Raw genomic sequence first — 18,179 nt, forward strand, 5'->3', positions numbered from 1 at the left:
ACGGAAGAGATCAGCACGTCGTCACCGGCCATCAGCACCGGCTCTGACCCCGTCACCACGGCAACGTGGCCATGAACGCCATGCTGACCGCCATTCCGGCCGAGCACAGATCCTGGCCGATCATCCTCCGCTTTCCGTCCCGCGCGGGCAGAACGCGGATGAGCCGGGCGCAGGTCCAGACCGACCCGATGACCAGGCCCACCGTCGCCAGCGGACCGCCCGCGTGCGCGTGCCCGGCGGGAGGTCCGCCGAGCGCCGCCAACACCAAGAGGATGGACATGACCACGAGGTCTGGGATGTGATGACCACTTTCCGCGCGGCGGGACGGGGAGCCGCACAGCCAGCCGGCGGCCGGCAACGCGCGCACCCCGGCCAAGAAGAACGACCCGCCCAGGTGCCCGGCCGCCATACCGAGCGCCATGACGACGTGCGGCCACCTCCGGGTGGGCCCTGCGGCGGGCAACAGGGCCGGCACGAGGGCCAGGACGCATCCCACCGTGTGAAGGAGGGCCATGACGCACTCCTTGCCCTCGTCGGATCCGCGGTCCGTCAGGGCGTCGCCGCGGCCGGCGGTTCACCGTGCAGCGGGCAGGTGCGCGCGCTCCCTCCGTCCGGCGGAGGGCCGAGGTCGTCGTCGCGCCCGGCCCGCAGGCGCGGCCACTGGGCGGTCGGCCGGCCGTCGAGCTGGAACTGGCCGCCCGTGGAGCCCCAGCGCTGCGGCCAGCCGTCCGGCGAGTCCTCCCAGTCTTCTTGCCGTCCGTAGACGGTGCGATCCAGCAGTCCGTACGACGGCGCCATCGCTTCGTTGGCGCGGCCGGTGGTTCAGTAGGTCTCGTACACCTGGTCACCGTCCCGCAGATAGCAGGCCAGGATGCCGAAGTGCCGGCCGGCGACCAGCCGGTCCACGGAGTCCTGCGGCACCGCGTACCAGGGCACGGGGTAGCCCATGAAGTCGCGGTAGCGCGAGGCCTCCTCGTAGGACCCCTCAGCCAAGACCGCGTAGCCGACGTCGCGGGAGTGCAGGTAGGCCGGCTCGGTGACGTGGGAGGTGCTGAAGGTGCAGCCCTCGCACTGCTGCGCGGCGGGCCGGCCGGGGTGCCACATGTGGAAGTAGGCGATCAACTGCGACCGGCCGGCGAACAGGTCGATCAGCGGCACCGTCCCGTCCGCCCCGGTCAGCGGGGTCCGTGGATCGATCTGGACCATCGGCAGGCGGCGGGCGGCGGCGATCGCGTCGCCCTCACGGGTGTGGGCCTTCTCCCGGGTCCGAAGCCGGTCCAGCTCGGCCTGGAACGCGGCCCGGTCGGCGACCGGGGGCTTGGCCGCGACGCCGATCGGTGAAACATGGGGTTCGGTCATGGTGCAATCCCTTTCTTGTCAATCCGGCCGGTTCTGCGTGGAGAACGTCCATCACCATCGGTACGCGGCCGCGTGCTGGTGACGAAGCGGCCGCGACGCCTGGCCCCAGGCGATCACCTGGTCCTACCTGCCTGCGGCGACGAGGTCCTTGCCGGGCTCGGTTAGCCACGGCCGCCGCTCAGAGCCGCCTGCGGTTATACCCCGTTGCGACACCGATCCAAGGCATTCACCCGCTCCAGGGTCGGGGCGCAGCGGGTTCGGGAGGATGCGGTCGCTCGCGGGCGAGGAGCGCACCGAGGGCGGCGGCGAGGAGGGGAAGGCCGGCGACGACGGCTACGATCGCCGGCCAGGGGGTCTCGAACGGCACCCGTAATGGCGCCTCCCACGTGGTACGCACCGTCAGGGGCCACAGCAGCAACATCCCGGCGGGACTTCCGGCGACCGCGCCAAGGACGGTTCCGCACAAGGCGGTCAGACCCGCGCGGAAGGCGCAGAACCACCGGAAGGCCGCGGCTGATCCGTTGCCGGCCCGCCTCAGGACCTGGGCCTGGCGCGCGTTCGCGGCCTTGCTGAAGCCGGCGGCCAGCGCGCAGGTGAGGGCGATGAGGAGCGCCGCCGCGACGACGGGCAGCCATCCGGTCGAAGCCTTGAAGCCCCGCTCGACGTAGGTTTCCGCGACCGCGTCGTCCAGTCGGTCGTCGAGGCGCTTCTGCTCCTGCACCGTTACCCGGTGGAGGGTGGGGTCGATGATCAGCTCGGCCGGTTGGAGCTGGTAGCCGAGGTCTCGGACGATCTTCGAGGGGATGAAGATCGTCTGCATGTGCAGGTCGGCGGTCCTGGCACTGACCGCCCGGACGGTCCTGGTGGTCGTCGTCTCGTCGTTGTCGTCGGAGATTTCGACCGAGTCGACCTTCACGCCGGCTGACGTGATCACCACGGCCGTGCCTTCGTCGTACGGTGCCGACTGATCGCCCGTGAGATACCGCAGCAGTTTCTCGTCACCGATGGCCTGATCCCAGTAGACGGTTTCCTCGGGTATTTCGACGTTCTCCGCCCTCGCGCGGAAGTGCCGAGATTCGATCGAAGGGTGCTCGCTCTGGGCGATCGGCACCCCGGGTAATTCCCGTTCGATCGCTGCTCGTACGGTGCCCGCATTCGCGGCCGAGAATGGTTCTGCGAACATGGCGCTCGACTGGACCACTAAGGTGCCCGGCCGGGCCCGGGGAGAGTATTCGGCCCTGCTCTGCGTCGTCTCGCCGACCGCGATGACTGTCAGCGCGATGCCGACGGCCGTGGCCATCATCGCCAGCGTGATCGCGAGCACCGCACGCGTACGACGGGGGCCAGGTCACGGGCCGCCAGGCGGAAGGGCAGCGGCAGCCGTTCCGCGTACGGAGCGAGGATCTCCAGCAGCCACGAGGGCAGCGGGCCGAGACCGGCGACCAGCAGACCAGCGCCTATGAGGGTGATCAGCAGCATCCCGAAGGATTCGATGGGGCCGTAGCGCGAATCCTCACTCCCCAGCCACGCGCCGAGCCCCATCAACCAGGCGCCGGCGAACGACACGAACAATCCCACGACGACGAATCTCCGGCTGACGAATTCGTGGCGGTTGGGCGGGGCGGAGAGCACAGCGGCAGGGATGGCCCCCGGCCGCGGGAACACCCGCGAACAGGATTAAGAACAGGACCAGGAATGCGTACCGCGCAAGATCGAAAGGCATGGCGAAATAGTAGTGAGCCGCAGCGGCGACGCATACGCGCGCTGAACGCCAGGAGGCGGGCCGTTCCGAGACCCTCAGCGTCTCTGTCTCAATGATCAATCTGCGCACGGAGCACGAATCAGGGGCGACCATCGAAAGATCAGGCAGAGGTTCGAGGCCAAGGCCATCCGGCCGATCATCGTTGCACGTGCCGACGTGGAACGGGCTGCGGCGCCGGGCCGAGTGCGCCGCGGGGAATGATCCTTCCGTCCGCGGCCAGGTGCACCGCGGTGGCCTCCGCATGCAACGTCGCCTCCTGACACGGCACGCTCAGCCGCTCGTATGGCCGCCCAAGGGCCAGGCCCGTCCGGAATGGGAAGTATGCGGCTCTCCAGACCTCGTGCAGGAGGTAGGCCGAATTGGGCCTGCCCGGGGGCGACCATGCTGACCGCGTCCAGCAGCGTACGCAGCCACTCCCGTGCGCTCGCCCAGCTCGCGCCACGTCGGTGATCGCTATCTCGCCAGATAACGAAGGCTATCTAGGACCCGATACGAGCAAGAGGGATGTCTTCGAATCATTGGCGGCTCTATGGCCCGGCTTGGCGACGGCGTTCATCAGCGCGGGTCAGTTACCGCGACGACCTCGCCGCAGCGGCAGCGAGGTAGTCGTGCAGTACGGCGTGCCGGAACTGATACACCGGCCCCGCGGTGCGCAACAAGCCAAGACGGTGGGCATCGTCCAGGAACGCCATCAGGTTACGAGGAAGGTGCCCCGCCCAGGCCAGTCGCCAAGTGGTGATCTTGCAGATCATCCAGGCATGGTGCCTGCCCTGCCTGAGTCCGAGCACCAGCCCCACAACGAGCCCGGGCGCAAGCCCGTCTGTGATGCCCCCCTTGATCCCTCCCACAGAGGCCTCCAGGAGCCCAAATGCCAGCCCGCCCAAGAGCATCGCGGCCGTTGTCCGCAGCAAGGTGAGACTGCGGTCGGACTTCCATATCGCCAGCGGGGAGGTGGCCGTCGCATAGGACGCTGGTTGTTCCAGCCACTCGATCGCCGCCTTGGCGAGCAGGCCGGTCCCCACGCCCACCCACAGCACGGCCGCGAACGAGGCCGTTGCCGCGAATACGATTCCGTCCTGGGCCGTGAGCAGGCGCCCGTCGGTAAGTTCGTACGCGATCTTGAACGCAAGTGCGATCGTGAAGGGGAACAGGACGATGAACGCGATCGCCGTGCGCAGGCGTCGGACGAGGGCGGTCATCCGCCCGGAAAGCCGAAGGTCGGCGTACCCGGGCGGCTGGTCGAACCATCGTTGAACGTGGGGGGTGACCAAGGTCACGAGCCCGCCCACGAGCCCGGCTATCAAGGCGCCCCCAGCGTCACCTGCATAGGGTGCGCTGAACGACAACGTGAGCCAGGTGGCGACCACGGCGGCGATTTTCATCCCGGTCGCCGAGACGAACGTGATCGCCGGCGCGCCGACGAGCCCCACCGTGAGTCCGATGGGCAATCCTCCCATGAGCCCAACCGGGAGGCCGGATGTCAGACCGATCGCAAGCACGACCGGAAGGCCGACCGGGAGGAGAAAATTGATCCCTGCCGTGATCGTGGCGGTGAGCTTGCGGCGACGCCCGGGAGCGAACCTGGCCGAGAGCCGGCCGGCGAGCGCGAGTCCGGCCGCCAGCCCCACCGCCAGCCCCACCGCCAGGCCGACCGGCAGTCCGAACGCCAGCCCTACCGGGAGGCCGGTCGCGACGCCGGCGACGAGCTTGATGCGACCAGCCACACGGCGTCGCTCGTCGTCAGGCGTGGTGTCAAAGGCCAACCGCCACCAAGCCAGGTCGTAGGTACTGCGGCCATGCAGCACACCAGCGAGATATGACAGGTGATCGCGGGTGCGATCAGGGTCCCACTGGCGGCGGGGCCGAAACTGGTCGGAGCCGGCATCGTCTGGCGGGCGCGTCTTCATGAGCGCCGGGATGAGCCGGTCGAGCAGATGGGCGCGCAACGCCGTGGCGTCCCGCCCCAGAGGGCCGGCCAGCGGCCGGGGGTCTGCGCCGGGAGCCATGAACACCGTACGGATCAACCACAACCACATCGGGATACCGGACAGCTCGGCCAGGGCGGGCACGGAGCCCGAGCGCAGCGCGGCAAGCACCTCAGTCCAGGCGGGCGGTGGTTGATCGGGCAGGCAGGCCGCCAGGTAGTCGGCGGCGGCCGCTCGCGACAGCGGCCTGGCGACGATGACCGCGGCACCAGTGAGTGGGCGCCCCGCATCGCGGACTGCGGCTGTGAACTCGACACGGCGGCTGGTGAGGATCACCCCGTCGCCCTCACTGAGCGAGCTGTTGAGTGCCGCGATGATCCGGACTCGCATCGGCGCCGACACCTCGTCAAGGCCATCCAAGACAGGCAGGATGTACCCGCCGTGAACAAGAGCGGCGGCACCCGTACCGAGCTCCGGCGCGCGAAGCGCCGGATAGTCCAGATCCAGCCGGGCAGCAAGCCAGCTCTGGAGCCGGGGATGGGCTTCAACGTCCCAGCCGGAGACCGGGAACAGCACTGGCACCGGCACGATCTGCCCCTGCCCGGCGGGTGTCTTGTCCGTCGGACGGCTGGCGAGAAGATGCAGCAATAACTGGACGGCGAGCGTCGTTTTCCCCATTCCCGCGCCACCCGCTATGACGATCCGCCGGCGGGCGAGAGATCGAAAGGCAGCGCCCAAGCGGGCGATGTCGTCACTGCTCACATCGAAGTCGGACTCCTGTTCGCCGCTGATCAGACGAGGGTCGCTCGTTACTGTCGGGTCACTGGTCAGCTTCCAGCGCACGGAGATGGGCACCGGGTCATCGAGAAGGCGGTTGCGGGCCTCCTCGCGCCATTGACGCTCCACCAGCCCGGCCAGCACATCGGCGGCCTTGCCGACCTCGGCGGGCACGGAAGCGGGCGCACCACCCCAGCGCAGCGCCCAGGTCAGGACCGCAGCCACCGCGGTGGCCCCGGCCAGCGCCACCGCGGCGAAGTCCGCGAGGTTGACCGCCTCTTTCGGCGAATAGGACCGCCACACCAACAGCACGAGCACGCCAACGACGAAGAAGGCGATCACGGCGAGTGTGGTGCGCCAGCCGAATCCACGCGTGCGCTTGCTCACGCCTACATCGTCGCTGCGGGACGGCTCTTGTGCAGCATGAGCACAGACTCCGATTTCCGGCCACATCACATCCTGGAGGCCCCGGTGATGCCCCCGGTGCCGCTGTGCATGGAGACTTTCCGTCCACCTGTCTGATCACGCCCTGCGACTGATATTTGGTCGGCTTCGATCCGATCGCAGGTCTCCGGCATCCGGTACCGGTTGCCGTGCATCTCGGGGAGCCGTCCGTCCTGGCGAGCGAGGGTGGCCACCCTCGAGCGGTTCTCGAAGGACCGGATCGTGCGCTCGGCGATGCCGCCGCGGCCAATCCGGCAGGTTTCGACTGGCGTTCGGCAGACAAGGGCCTTGTTTGTCGGGCGATGCGGTCGATGATCAAGATTGTGCTGACGTGCCGGAAACTCGGCGGAGATGTGCTGAGATTTCAGCTTAGATGGGGCCATGTTTCCCGATCTCGTGGTGCCCCCGAAGCTGAAACCTGGTGACCGTGTGGCAGTGGTCTCGCCGTCCTTTGCCGCACCGGCGATGTTCCCGGCCGTGCACGAGCTGGCGATGCGGCGGCTCCGCGAGGAGCTGGAACTCGAAGCCGTGGAATACCCGACCACCCGCCGGCTCGACGCCTCGCCCAGGGACCGCGCGGCCGATCTGATGAATGCCTTCGCCGATCCGGACATCCATGCGGTGCTGGCCACGATCGGCGGCAGTGATCAGCTCACAGTGCTTCCCCATCTCGACCCTGCGGCAGTCTCCGTCCCCAAGCCGTTCTTCGGCTACAGCGACAACACCAACCTGCTCAACTGGTTGTGGAACTGCGGCGTGGCCGGCTATCACGGTGGCTCCACGATGGTGCACCTGGGTCGTGGCGGCGGTCTGCACCCGGTGTCCACCGCGTCGCTGCGGGCGGCGCTGTTCACCGGCGGCGACGTCGTCCTGCACCCGGTCGACGAGTTCAGCGAGGACGAGCTCGACTGGAACGACGCCGCCTCTTTCGACCGGGCAGCGGCGGTTCAGCGGAGTCAGGGCTGGATTTGGCACCGGCCCGAGCGGGTCGTCACCGCCCCGACCTGGGGCGGCAACCTGGAGATCGTGCACTGGAACCTGGCCGCCGGCCGCTGGATCCGCCCGGTCGACGACTACGCGGGATGTGTCTTGCTGCTGGAGACCTCTGAGGAGATGCCGTCGGCCCAGGAGGTGTTCCACATGCTGCGCAACGCCGGCGAGCGAGGGCTGCTCGGCCAGTTCCCCGCCGTCCTCGTCGGTACGGCGAAGGCTTCGGCGCTCGGCCGTCGCACCACTCCGGACGAGCGGGAGAGGTACCAGGCGGAACAGCGGGAAGCGGTTCTGCGGGCTCTGGGGGCGTACAATCCCGAGGCCATGGCCGTGTTCGGCGTCGACTTCGGACATACCGACCCGCAGTGGATTCTCCCCTACGGTGGATCGATGACGGTGGACGGCCCGGGCCGGCGCATCGTCGCGCACTACTGACATACGCCGCCCTGCATGCTCCGGCCTCTCCTTGCTCGTGACGGTGGGTCCCGGGCGAACGACTCGGTGCGGTTGTCGGGCGACGTCTCTCCTGACGGCGATCCGCTTGGTGCGACGGCTTGGATGAAGGGAGGGCCCGGCTGGGTCGGCCGGGCCCGGGGACGGTCAGACGTTGGGCTGGTCACCAGCGGCGGCCATGGCAGGCACCCGCTCGGCGGCGGCCTCCTGGCCCTCGCCGGCACCCGTTACGGCGGGTGCCGGCGAGCTCTGAGCGGGCTGGTCACGGAGGACTCTGAGCACTGGGGCTCGTACGTGCGCGGCCCTGGACGATGACGTGCACGCCCCGTCGCAGGTGATGAACAGGCCCTCGCCGTCGCGCCACTCGTTGGTCTGGCGGTCGCGGTAGCGGGGTTGGATGCGACTCGGAAGCGGGCTACGCCGTGCCCGGTCTGGCCCGGCGATCGGGAGTTCCAGATCCTGCACATCACGCCGAGCCGCGCAGGCGACGGCGCGGAGTTCACGATCACAGATGAGGCATGGCCGCTCGTCCAAGAGGACGAGGCGTTCCAGGGCTTCCAGGCGAAGGTGGCCAAGGACGTCCGCGGCTGACCCTCGGCATGCGTCGGGGACCGATGCCGCGCGGCCGAGCACGAACGCGACGATCTGGGTGCCCATTCATCGGGTGCGCAATGTCCGGCCTATGTCCTTCGCCTGTCCTGGCCCGGCTCACATGCAGGTATGAGCATGGGGAGCGCGTTACCCAGGTTGGGCAGGTCGCCCCAGGTTGGGAGTCCTAACAAAAGGAGACGTAATGCGCCTCATCGGAACGGCCGCAGCGATTCTCTCGGGGCTGTGCTTGTTCGGCTCCGCCGTGGCGTCCGCTGCTCCCGCATCTGCGGCGGTGTCAACGGCCGAGAGAAGCGAAGTCGGCATCGTTGGAGCTCAGGCAGACTTCCGTCTCTACACCAGGGGCAGTGGTCGCTGTCTCATCAACAGCGGCGGCTCTATCAGCGGCGTCTTCACCGGAAGCTGCACGACAGGGGGAAACCGCTACTGGTATGGAGTCGAGGACATCGGGGGTGGCCGCCTCGTCAACAGAGGGACGGGGCGCTGCCTGACCGCCAGCACCGGTAGCGTCTGGACGGCCCCGTGTAACGGTTCCCCTGTTCAGGTATGGATACGTGCCGGTTTCGGCCTGGTCCAGAACGCCGGTAATGGCTACTGCATGCAAGGGGCGACCACGGGCGGAGGGGTCTTCATGGCGAGCTGCAACCAAAGCAGCCTGTATCAGCAATGGCCCATGCTCTGAGGCTCCTGCTAGCGAAGGTCGCCGAGCACGTCCACGCCTGACCCGGACACGAAGAGAGGCCCGCCGCGGCGTACGTGGCGGGCCTCTTTTCCCAGGGGTCCGGGTCTGCAACTCGACGGACTGCGCGAACTCCGGGCATCGGCCAGGAGCATGGCCTGGACGACTCCCGGGAATCACATCGCCGGCAACAACGGGGTCGGTACTGGTGGACCACCGGGACAGGATCAAGTTCTCGGTCTAAGTTGGACTGCTTCGGGCGTGTGGGATTCGAGCTGAGCGAGCTCTATCGCCCGGCGGAGGAGCGTGATCTTGGAATGTCACCTGCTTCGCGGGGCCGGCCCGATGGGCGTGTTCATGACGCTCCTGATCTGCTGGGGCGTCAGCGGATGGTCGTAGACGCGGACCTCGTCGATGATCCCGCCGTTGAGGTGGTCGCCGCTCTGCCGGGGGCCGCCGAGCCAGAGCTGGGCGGGGCCCAGCATGGAGACGTCGACCCCGGAGTACATGCCGACGCGCTCACCGTCGACGTACAGGCACAAGACCTTGTACGTGATGTCGTACGTGGCCGCCAGGTGCACCCACGTGTCGATGGGCAACGGGTCGCGGCCCGGCACTCTGTGGTCGTCGGCCCAGATGACCGGCGCGTTGTGGAACCTGTCGTGGGCGTAGAGCTCGAAGGAGTTCTGGGTGCCTGCGGCCCAGAGGGCGGCGACCCTGGGGTAGTCGGCGCGTTGCGGCTTCACCCACGCGGTCACCGTCGGCGTGGCCAGGGTCGGCAGGCCGGTCGCCTCGACCGTGGTGTCATAGCCGAACTTCAGTGCCTTGCCGTGCTTGCCCGTCACCCACTGCGGGTTGGTCACCGTGCCCTGGTACGCCCACGGGGCGACGGTGTTGGAGACGGTCGTCCCGCTGCCCTCGTCGAGGCCGTACGCGGCGCGCAACGCCGACCCCAGGTCCGGCGGGCCGGCGACGTAGGCCGACGACACGGGTGACGGCTCGCTGACGTGGGAGGTCGTGTCCACGGCGACGGTGCGGTAGTGGTAGGTCGCCGCGGACGGCACCTGGTCGGCGTAGTCCCAGACGTCTGGATCGAGGGTCGCGATCAGTGTTTCGGCGGACGGCGTGAATCCGGGGAGCGTCGAGCGGTGCAGCCGGACCTCGGTGACGGCGTCGTCGTCCCTGCCGCCGCTGAGCAGGAGGCGGGCCCAGCCGGTGCGCGGCTCGATCCGCACCTCGGGCGCTCTGGGCGGGCAGTCGGGCGTCAGGACAGGGACCTGGATGGCGCCGGTGGGGTCGCTGGGCTGGGACAGGGTGTCGTAGGCGACGACCCGGTAGTGGTAGGTGCCCTCCGGGATGCAGCCCTCGGTCCATGACAGGCCGGTCACCGTCGCGACCTTCGTCTCGGGGGAGACCTCGAAACCGGCTCCGTAGCCCCTGTGCACCTCGTACTCGGTGATGCCCTTGTCGTCGGTGGCCGCCTGCCAGGACAGTACGGCCGTCTTGGCGCCGCCGTCGTCCGTGAGGCCGGCCGGGGCCGAGGGGCGCTCGTCGGGGGCGACGGCCTTGAACCTGTCCCGGGCGATCTCCTGGTTCGACAGGGCGCGGTCGTACAGCCGTACCTCGTCGATGACGCCGGTGAAGCACGAGGACAGGTCTCCCTGACCGCCGATCACCAGCGGGCCGGGGCCGCCGTCGAGGTCACCCGTCGCCGGCACGGTGAAGCCCTCCCAGCCGTTGCCGGTCAGGCGCACGCTGGTTCCGTCGTAGACGAGTGCCAGGTACCACCATTCCTCGGCGGGCGATGCGGTGTGGTCGCCGTGCAGTTGCCCGCCGATCCGTACACCTCCCGGGCCGTTGACGAGGCCGTAGGAGAAGGTGGTCGCGTCCATCATCTTGGCGACCACCTGGCAGCCGGCCAGGTCCACGTCCGGCCGGATCCAGGCGGTGAGCGTCATCGCCGACGTCGGGCGCAGGGCGGCGGCGTCGGGGACGGCCAGGGCCCGGCTGAGGTCCGCGGCACCGTCGAACCGCAGCGCCCTGCCGAATCTGCCCGCCGTCCACAGCGGGTCGCGCACGGTGCCGTCATGGCCGTTGCCGGACATGTCGTGCACGGTGCCGCCGTCGCCCTCCTCCATTCCGTACGCGGCCACCAGGCCGGGCATCGAAGCGGCCTGGGCCTGGGCGGGAGTCGCCACCAGAACCGCCGCCGGCATGATCAGTCCCATCACGGCATGACGTAACCCGCGCATGCGCTTCCCCGTTCCATGACCCCGATGGCCCCAGCCAACACCAGCCGCCTGTCTGCTCCCTGTCGCCCGCCGAGCGCGGGTCCTCCGCGCTGGACGACGGCGAGATGGCCAACAACGCGACCAGGGTGACGCCGAATGCGGAGGCGAGTTCGGGCAGCACGTACCGCAGATCGATGGCGACCTTGCCCCGGTGCCGAGTTCGACGCCGGTGCCGGAGGCGTCGCCGGTCTCGTCGAGGTTGAAGTCGTCGTTGGTTCCGGTCACTACCAGGCCCAGCCGGTGGCCTGCCGTGGACATCGGCAGCCCGGGCGCCTGGAATGGCGGTCAGGAGGTTGCCACGCTACGAGGGACGGCGGGATGAGGCGTGACGAGGGCGGTGGCCGGGCCGGTGAGGCCGCGGACTGGTCGTGGAGCGATCCTGGGGTGTGGGAGGCCAACGCGTGTGGCGAGGTGACGCCTGCCCAGCGAGCGGTGCTCGTCGGTCCGCGGGTGCGCCCGCCCGTCCTGGCGTGGCTGCTGCTGGCCGTCCTCGTGATCGTCGAGGGTGGCGCCGGCATGCTGGGCGCCACACCCAAGGTCGGGTTGCTGGTCGAAGGCGGGCCGGTCGGCGCGGTGGCGACGATGGTCTTCATGATGGTCGTGCTGGGCTGGCAGCTCCTGCTGGCGGCGCTGGTCGCCGGAGTGCCGAAGTGGGGCGACCGGCGGGCGCGCCGCCGGATGATCGCCGAGCTCGCGGCCTGCCGGGTGGGCAGCGCGGTCGGCGAGGTCGTCGGCGCCCGGCACGCGCGGGTGGGGGCCCTCGACGTGCGGGTGAACGTCGGCCGCCTCGACCGCGTCCCGGCCGCGACCTCGCGCGCGGCCTTCGCGATCGCCAGAGAGGCGCTCACCAACGCCCTGCGGCACGGGCAAGGGCCGATCACGATGGACATCGCCACCGGCGGCAATCTGCTGCTGACCGTGGAGAACAGGGCGGCCGACGTGTCCCCGCCGACCGTCAGGGAAGGGCGCGGCCTTGCCGGCATGCGCATGCGGGCCCGCCTGGCCGGCGGCACCTGCACACGAGAGGAGGTGGACGGCACGTGGCGCATCCAGGCGAGGCTGCCGATGTGATCCGCGTCGTCCTGGCCGACGACGAGATGCTGATCCGTTCGGGATGGGCGACCATGCTCTCCCTCTACGACGACATCGCAGTCGTGGGGGAGGCGGCCGACGGCCGGGAAGCGGTCGAGGCCGGCGCCGGCGCGGACGTCGTGCTCATGGACATCCGCATGCCCCGGCTCGACGGCCTGGCCGCGACCCAGGAGCTGGGCCGCCGTTTCCCGGCGACGCGGGTCATCGTGGTCACGACGTTCGAGAACGACCAACTGGTCTGGGGCGCGCTGCGCGCCGGAGCCGCGGGCTACGTGCTCAAACGCGCGCCCGCGGACGAGCTGGTGGATGCCATCCGGCTGGTGCATGCCCGCGACGCGGTGCTCTTCCCCGACGCGCCGCGCCGCATCGCCGGCCCGCACCACGGCACGTCGAAGCCGCGAGTGCCGGTCGAGCCGACCCCGCGCGAGCTGGAGGTGCTGCGGTGCATCGCGCTGGGGCAGAACAACGCGGAGATCGCCTCGACGCTTCAGGGTGTCGGCCGATCCGGAATCGAAGGATTGTGAAGTGGCCATGCAGATCTCTTCCGTCACACCTATGGGAAGATCACTCGTACGCCACTCCCGCGGACGCGTCGCTGGTGCCGTCTACGTCTGGATGTGGCCTTCAGGCGTTGAACCGGGGCGAGAAGTCAAAAGCCACAGCGCGGCCAAGGTGATCATGATGCCGACGGCCAGGCCCAGGAAGCCGTACGACAGGACGCCGACGATCGCACTGGAGACGATTGTGCCCGCGGCGGCGCAGACGTTGATCAGGAGGCTGGACAGGCCTTGGACATCGGGGCGGCGATCGATGGGGACGGATTCGGCCACCAGGGCGGATCCTGCGATCGTGCCGCAGGACCAGCCAAGTCCGAGCACGATCAGGGCCGTGGTGATCTGCCAGATGCGGTGGTCGGCCGTGCCGACCATGACTGCGGCGGCCAGCAGGAGCGCCATGCCGAGGACCAGTACGGGCAGCTTGCCCACCTTGTCGGCCAGCCACCCGACAACCGGCGACAGGACGTACATGCTGGCGATGTGCAGACTGATCACGAAGCCGATGACGTTCAGGGACGAGCCGTCGTGGTGAAGCTTGACCGGGGTCATCGTCATGATCGACACCATCGCGGTGTTGGTGAGCACGAGCATGACCATCGCGCGGCGGGCCATCGGCGTGATGCGCAGTGTCTGCCAGGCGGTGTTGATCGTGCCCTTGCGTTTTGCGGCGCTGTCCTTGTCGCCATGGAGTTGGCGGGCCAGCGTGAACGGATCGGGGCGTAGCAGGACCAGAATGATGACCAAAGCCAGGGCGAAGGCCAGCCCCGCGAATGCGAAGGGCCCTGCTTCGGCCACCAGCCCTATCCGTCTGCCGATCTGGTCAGTTGGCGCAGCCAGATTCGGACCGGCGACGGAGCCGATGGTCGAGGTCCAGGCGATCAGCGACAGATGCCGGGCCGTATGTCCCTGGGGGGACAGGTCGGTCGCCGCATAGCGCGCGGTTATGCCACCCGTGGTGCCGCCGGCGGTCAGTATGAGTCCGGCCAGCAGCAACGGCCAGTTCCGTAAGCTGAGTGCGGCCACCGAGATGGCGCAGCCGGTCAGTGCGGCCGTGTACGCCAGCGTCATCCCCGCGCGGCGCCCGGCCCTGCCGGTGACCTTGGCGACCGGCAGGGCGAGCAGCGCCGCGCCGACCGCGGTGGCCGTCCTCGCGAAGCCGCTGATAACCGTGGATCCCGACAACTCGTCGAGTACGACCGTGCTGAGCGTAAGCCCGACGCCGACCCCCATCCCGGCCATGATCTGTGCCGCGGACAGGACGCCCAGAGTGCGACGCTGGATGGCAGGCACACGATCTGGCGTTGTGGCCGCGAGAGTTCGCATCGATCGCTACTTTCACCAGGTGGAGATTTCAAGCCCGATCCGACTGGTTCCAGCGGCCCGGCATAGCTCTGACGTGGCGCTCCGACATAGGGTGTTTCGCCAGTCGCAGGTGGGTACTGCGACTGGCGAAAACACGCATCTCCTTTATCGGTGTTCAGTCGAGGCGCTTACTAACCCCCCTCGCCGCAAAAGCCCGCCGCCGTGTAGTCGGCGCTGTTGTCCTGCGCCTCCTCGACGAAAGTCTGGTTCTCCATGGATTCTCCCTCCTTTCCGTATGTCGACACTTCACGGGTGGCCGGCTGTGTCACCCGCGAGCTTCAGAGGAGCATGCCCATGGCAATCGACTGGGAGATGATGCGCTCAGCGTCGACCAGTTCGATCTCGCACTGGGCTGCCAAGTCCGCCAAGCGTGGAATGGATGCATAACTCACCAGCAGGCATGCGACGGAAGGCTCGACGCGGAAGATTCGAATCGGCTCCCGATCGTTTCGGTGGAGAACGATGTGGGTCTCCGCCGGAGGCCATTTCTCCGGTAACTCATGGGACAGCGCACTGCTGCGCATGGCCAGGACGTCATAATCGAAGCTGACGATCTCCGTCCCGCCTGTGAGACGCCCGCTGGATGTCCTGCCTGGATTCGCGTTCTCACGTGTGATGATCGGCCGCGTCATGACGTCATATCGCACCACCTCGAAGGCGGTCAATTGCGCAAGCGCTGCTGAAACCCGGACGTCCTCCTGCAGGAAGGCAGAGAACCGAAGCGCCTCTGCGAGCTGCTGGCGGGGTTCGTCGGACTCTCGCCACGGGAGCACGCTGTCCAGGTAGTCCGTGACCACCACATGGCCGACGGCATCGTCGAACAGTAACGTGCGAGTGGCTGGAAGGATCCAGCCGAGCTGACGTCGTCTCTTCCCGTGCAGAATGTGTGCGGCGCGAGCCAGTCCCGCCTCATCTATCCGGGCCAATCGCTTGATGTCCGCGTCGGAGGCGGCGAATCGCGCTTTGAGCAGATCCGGGTTCACTTGAGCCGTCGTCACCAGAGAGGGTTCGAGCAGCGCGTGGGCGAAAAGGTCCTGTGCACCAGTGATGCGCGCCATCGTGCTCCCTCACCCGCTCCAGCCGACTGCTCGCGCCGCATGGCGCATGTCGTCGAGCAGCTCGGAGAGATCGGAGGGATATGCGGCGTCTCGTTCGATGAGTATCCCGCGCAGGCTTGCCGGCGATCCAACCTCTTGCAACAGGTCAAGCACATGGTCTGGTATCGGGCGATCGTGACTGTCATGCCAGATGCCCTCGTCGTCTCGTGCGCATCCGGCGAGGTGGATCTGAATGATCCGGTCCACGGGAATCTGATCGAGGAACGCACGCGGATCGTATCCGTGATTGGCCGCGTTGACGGAGAGATTCGTGACGTCGAGAAGGAGTCCGCAGTCACAGTTGCTCAGGAACTCCGCCAGAAACTCGGCCTCGGTCAGCTCGCTCGGAAAGCTTACGTGGTAGGTGATGTTCTCCAGAGCAAAGGGGCGGCCTAGCTCGTCCTGGATTTTCTGGGCGTTCTCGGCGACGACCCGGGCGCGAGCGGATGACCATTCCACGGGAACGATGTCCGCGAGAGTAAAGGTCTGGGTGTGGTTGAAGCCGAGATGGTCAGTTACCCATGGCGCTTCGATCATGTCGGATATCATCCGGACTTTGGAAAGATATTCGACATCGACGCTGTCCGATCCTACGGACATCCCAACACAATGAGGAACGATGACAAAATCCTGGCGCAGCTCCTCCAGTTCGTCTAGGGCATAGGGGTTGTCGACGTACTGATCTAGAGGTATTTCCAGCCAGTCGATGGCCGACTTATTCTGTCGGATTTGTTCCGAGAAAGCCGATCTGTAAGCCAGGCCGACCCCTAGCCTTTTCGGCTCGCCGTCAGGCGTCCCCACTATTGCACCTCTAATCCTCTGTCTGGAAAGCTCTCAGTGGAGAGCACCGCACCAACTCTCGACGGCCGACGCCTTATCAGTGATACCGGTGAAGCTACTTCGAGCGCTTGCCCGCCGTCATCGCTCGTCCACGGGAACGTATGACCAGGTATTCACGATTAGGGGCGAACGGCGCTACGGTGAGTCCACGACTTCACGATCCATGGTTTGCACGCCTAGCGTGTAGTCGCAGAAGAGCAGGCGGTCCTGGTCCACAGGACAAGCCCCATCCGAACGCGGGAACCCAGTCTGAATTGGCGCCGGCAGGTTCAGGTAAGGAGCGGCACCATACTTGTTGGTGCGTCACTCGCTTCAGGCGGGCAGTCGAGAATTATTGCTTTGCCGAGATGACACTCACTGCCGGCGGCAGCAATCCGATTTCTTGCGCCCTCGCTCCCAGAGCCACTAAACTAGCTGCTTCCAAGAGCTCCATCAGGAATCCGATTCGTCGCTGAACGGTGCGCCTGGAGATATGCACATGTCTGCTGATGGCCGCCTGGCTGTAGCCGAGGTACAGCAATGCCAGAATCTTTCCGTCGATCGCTTCCAATCGCACGCCCATGGCCCTTCCAGCCAGTTTTCTGCAGTCGAATTCGACCTCTGACGTATTTCTGTTATGCTGTGGCCAACTATATGATGCGCTCATATAAATCGCCTATATGAGCGGTATAGGAGCGGCTCCATAGCATATTTCAACGCTTGACAGGCTCTCGAATCTTTCGCGAACTATGACGAGGCTGCTGATCGCGGCAGTACGCACGTGCGGCCGAGCTGGTCGAGGGCTAAGCAGGCGGTTTGTCATTCTCCCCACCTCGGCCGGGGAGCCTCCGCGTTCCATGAACCACCGGCGTTCAATGAGAGGCTCTTGCGCGCGCTCGCCATCTTCGATGGCTTCCGGATGGATGCCTCCAGCATCAGCGATCCACCAAGTCCAACGGGCGGATTCGCCGTGGATGTTGAACAGCTCGTTGACGGAAGCTTCTGAGGGAGTCCTGCCCTTGCCGGAGATCTGCACAGCCGCGTTGCGGCTACACCACAAGATCCAGGACGACGCCCAGCAGGAGGGCGTCGCCACCATGCGCGATCGGTCACGCCAGGTTTGCCGTTCTTCGCGAGAGAGGATCGTCCTGTGCTTCTTCACTCGACGCATGAGCGCCTCGTGGGCAACAATCGGCGCTAACGCCACGAACGCGCCACCGAGCTACCCGGGTGAGGAGTGGGTTGTGGTCGATGCGGCCTTCAAGGTCTTGGGGCCGGTGCAGGTGTGCCGGCCCGATGGTCGGGAGGTTCATCTGACCGGCAAGCAGCGCGCCGTGCTCGCCACCCTGCTGGTCAACGCCAACACGCTGGTTGCCAAAGAACGGTTGATCGCTGCGCTGTGGGAAGATCCTCCCCCGTCGGCTGTCCCCAATCTGATCACCTATATCGCCGGGCTCCGCAAGGCGTTACCGACCGGCACGCGGCTGGCAACCAAGGAAACGGGATACCTCTTCGAGGCAGGCGCCGAGGAGGTGGATCTTCTGCGATTCGAGCAGACGATACGGCTGGCACGGAGCAAGGCAAAGGAAGGTGACCTTCACGCGGCCGTCCGCCAGTACGAAAATGCGCTGTCGATGTGGCGGGGCAAACCCGCCGAAGGCACCAGGCTCGTCGGCCCCATGCTCGCTCGCGTGGCCGAGCTGGAAGATCGGCTGGGTGCGGCAAGACTGGATTGGGCCGAAGCCAGACTCGCCCTCGGCCAGCCCGCGGACGTCATCGAGAAGCTCCGCCTTTTCATCGCTGAGCAGCCGTTACACGAACGCGCCTGGCATTCGCTCATGCTCGCCCACTCACAAGCGGGACAACGGGGCGGATTCAATCGGTCGTCGCAACACCCTGAACTGGAGGTGTTGCATGGGGAGATCAGCGGGGTGGATGACGACGCGCACGGGACGTCCGGCAA

Annotated in this window: 17 protein-coding genes; 6 read left to right on the forward strand and 11 right to left on the reverse strand. The window is 67.3% G+C overall.

Annotation, left to right across the window (positions count from 1 at the left end; translation table 11 throughout):
- Window positions 1-52: 52 nt before the first annotated feature.
- The 6 genes from AB0I15_RS42880 to AB0I15_RS42905 all read right to left on the reverse strand — a co-directional run bounded on the left by AB0I15_RS42880 (window position 53) and on the right by AB0I15_RS42905 (window position 6,210).
- Window positions 53-514, reverse strand: coding sequence for a hypothetical protein (locus tag AB0I15_RS42880; protein ID WP_358109548.1), 462 nt, complete (start codon window positions 512-514; stop codon window positions 53-55).
- A gap of 35 nt (window positions 515-549) precedes the next feature.
- Window positions 550-798 (reverse strand): hypothetical protein, encoded by a 249-nt coding sequence (locus AB0I15_RS42885; RefSeq protein ID WP_358109551.1) that lies wholly within the window; start codon window positions 796-798, stop codon window positions 550-552.
- 24 nt (window positions 799-822) lie between these two features.
- Complete coding sequence (locus AB0I15_RS42890; protein ID WP_358109554.1) at window positions 823-1,359, reverse strand: DUF899 family protein; 537 nt, start codon at window positions 1,357-1,359, stop codon at window positions 823-825.
- Between the two features lie 226 nt (window positions 1,360-1,585).
- On the reverse strand, window positions 1,586-2,683 hold the full coding sequence (locus AB0I15_RS42895) for a hypothetical protein (protein ID WP_358109557.1): 1,098 nt from the start codon (window positions 2,681-2,683) through the stop codon (window positions 1,586-1,588).
- Window positions 2,659-2,937 carry a hypothetical protein gene (locus tag AB0I15_RS42900; RefSeq protein WP_358109559.1) on the reverse strand — a complete coding sequence of 93 codons (279 nt, stop codon included), beginning with the start codon at window positions 2,935-2,937 and terminating at the stop codon, window positions 2,659-2,661. The genes AB0I15_RS42895 and AB0I15_RS42900 overlap by 25 nt, the downstream gene beginning before the upstream one ends.
- A gap of 753 nt (window positions 2,938-3,690) precedes the next feature.
- The gene (locus AB0I15_RS42905) at window positions 3,691-6,210 is read right to left on the reverse strand and encodes a hypothetical protein (protein ID WP_358109562.1); all 2,520 of its coding nucleotides are present in this window, start codon (window positions 6,208-6,210) and stop codon (window positions 3,691-3,693) included.
- Between the two features lie 486 nt (window positions 6,211-6,696).
- On the opposite strand from AB0I15_RS42905, the gene AB0I15_RS42910 reads away from it, so the two are divergent.
- The 3 genes from AB0I15_RS42910 (at window position 6,697) to AB0I15_RS42920 (ending at window position 9,001) form a co-directional block, all read left to right on the forward strand.
- The gene (locus tag AB0I15_RS42910) at window positions 6,697-7,692 is read left to right on the forward strand and encodes an LD-carboxypeptidase (RefSeq protein ID WP_358109565.1); all 996 of its coding nucleotides are present in this window, start codon (window positions 6,697-6,699) and stop codon (window positions 7,690-7,692) included.
- A gap of 411 nt (window positions 7,693-8,103) precedes the next feature.
- On the forward strand, window positions 8,104-8,301 hold the full coding sequence (locus AB0I15_RS42915; RefSeq protein ID WP_358109567.1) for a hypothetical protein: 198 nt from the start codon (window positions 8,104-8,106) through the stop codon (window positions 8,299-8,301).
- Window positions 8,302-8,503: 202 nt separating this feature from the next.
- A complete protein-coding gene (locus AB0I15_RS42920; RefSeq protein ID WP_358109569.1) occupies window positions 8,504-9,001 on the forward strand; it encodes a ricin-type beta-trefoil lectin domain protein in 498 nt (165 codons plus the stop codon).
- Window positions 9,002-9,318: 317 nt separating this feature from the next.
- Here AB0I15_RS42920 and AB0I15_RS42925 read toward each other — a convergent pair whose 3' ends face one another.
- On the reverse strand, window positions 9,319-11,226 hold the full coding sequence (locus tag AB0I15_RS42925) for a LamG domain-containing protein (RefSeq protein WP_358109571.1): 1,908 nt from the start codon (window positions 11,224-11,226) through the stop codon (window positions 9,319-9,321).
- Between the two features lie 381 nt (window positions 11,227-11,607).
- Between AB0I15_RS42925 and AB0I15_RS42930 the strand changes: the two genes are divergently transcribed.
- Complete coding sequence (locus AB0I15_RS42930) at window positions 11,608-12,360, forward strand: hypothetical protein (RefSeq protein ID WP_358109574.1); 753 nt, start codon at window positions 11,608-11,610, stop codon at window positions 12,358-12,360.
- Window positions 12,357-12,905 carry a response regulator transcription factor gene (locus AB0I15_RS42935; RefSeq protein ID WP_358109577.1) on the forward strand — a complete coding sequence of 183 codons (549 nt, stop codon included), beginning with the start codon at window positions 12,357-12,359 and terminating at the stop codon, window positions 12,903-12,905. The genes AB0I15_RS42930 and AB0I15_RS42935 overlap by 4 nt, the downstream gene beginning before the upstream one ends.
- Before the next feature lie 81 nt (window positions 12,906-12,986).
- Here AB0I15_RS42935 and AB0I15_RS42940 read toward each other — a convergent pair whose 3' ends face one another.
- The 4 genes from AB0I15_RS42940 to AB0I15_RS42955 all read right to left on the reverse strand — a co-directional run bounded on the left by AB0I15_RS42940 (window position 12,987) and on the right by AB0I15_RS42955 (window position 16,799).
- Entirely contained in the window at window positions 12,987-14,228 is a 1,242-nt protein-coding gene (locus AB0I15_RS42940) for an MFS transporter (RefSeq protein ID WP_358109580.1), read from the reverse strand.
- A 350-nt stretch (window positions 14,229-14,578) separates the two neighbouring features.
- Window positions 14,579-15,358 (reverse strand): hypothetical protein, encoded by a 780-nt coding sequence (locus AB0I15_RS42945; protein ID WP_358109583.1) that lies wholly within the window; start codon window positions 15,356-15,358, stop codon window positions 14,579-14,581.
- A gap of 9 nt (window positions 15,359-15,367) precedes the next feature.
- A complete protein-coding gene (locus AB0I15_RS42950; RefSeq protein WP_358109586.1) occupies window positions 15,368-16,198 on the reverse strand; it encodes a DUF692 domain-containing protein in 831 nt (276 codons plus the stop codon).
- A 370-nt stretch (window positions 16,199-16,568) separates the two neighbouring features.
- Window positions 16,569-16,799, reverse strand: coding sequence for a winged helix-turn-helix transcriptional regulator (locus AB0I15_RS42955; protein ID WP_358109589.1), 231 nt, complete (start codon window positions 16,797-16,799; stop codon window positions 16,569-16,571).
- A gap of 436 nt (window positions 16,800-17,235) precedes the next feature.
- Here AB0I15_RS42955 and AB0I15_RS42960 point away from each other — a divergent pair.
- Window positions 17,236-18,179, forward strand: a 944-nt coding sequence (locus AB0I15_RS42960; RefSeq protein ID WP_358109592.1) for a BTAD domain-containing putative transcriptional regulator, incomplete at its 3' end; no start/stop codon positions are given.

This window comes from Nonomuraea sp. NPDC050643 (genome assembly GCF_040654715.1).
Classification (GTDB): Bacteria; Actinomycetota; Actinomycetes; order Streptosporangiales; family Streptosporangiaceae; genus Nonomuraea.

What these genes read in the sequence shown, in the direction of transcription:
- AB0I15_RS42880 (WP_358109548.1), bottom strand. Translation starts at nt 514, where the DNA reads ATGGCCCTCCTTCACACGGTGGGATGCGTCCTGGCCCTCGTGCCGGCC.
- AB0I15_RS42885 (WP_358109551.1), bottom strand. Translation starts at nt 798, where the DNA reads ATGGCGCCGTCGTACGGACTGCTGGATCGCACCGTCTACGGACGGCAA.
- AB0I15_RS42890 (WP_358109554.1), bottom strand. Translation starts at nt 1,359, where the DNA reads ATGACCGAACCCCATGTTTCACCGATCGGCGTCGCGGCCAAGCCCCCG.
- AB0I15_RS42920 (WP_358109569.1), top strand. Translation starts at nt 8,504, where the DNA reads ATGCGCCTCATCGGAACGGCCGCAGCGATTCTCTCGGGGCTGTGCTTG.
- AB0I15_RS42925 (WP_358109571.1), bottom strand. Translation starts at nt 11,226, where the DNA reads ATGGGACTGATCATGCCGGCGGCGGTTCTGGTGGCGACTCCCGCCCAG.
- AB0I15_RS42930 (WP_358109574.1), top strand. Translation starts at nt 11,608, where the DNA reads ATGAGGCGTGACGAGGGCGGTGGCCGGGCCGGTGAGGCCGCGGACTGG.
- AB0I15_RS42945 (WP_358109583.1), bottom strand. Translation starts at nt 15,358, where the DNA reads ATGGCGCGCATCACTGGTGCACAGGACCTTTTCGCCCACGCGCTGCTC.
- AB0I15_RS42955 (WP_358109589.1), bottom strand. Translation starts at nt 16,799, where the DNA reads ATGGGCGTGCGATTGGAAGCGATCGACGGAAAGATTCTGGCATTGCTG.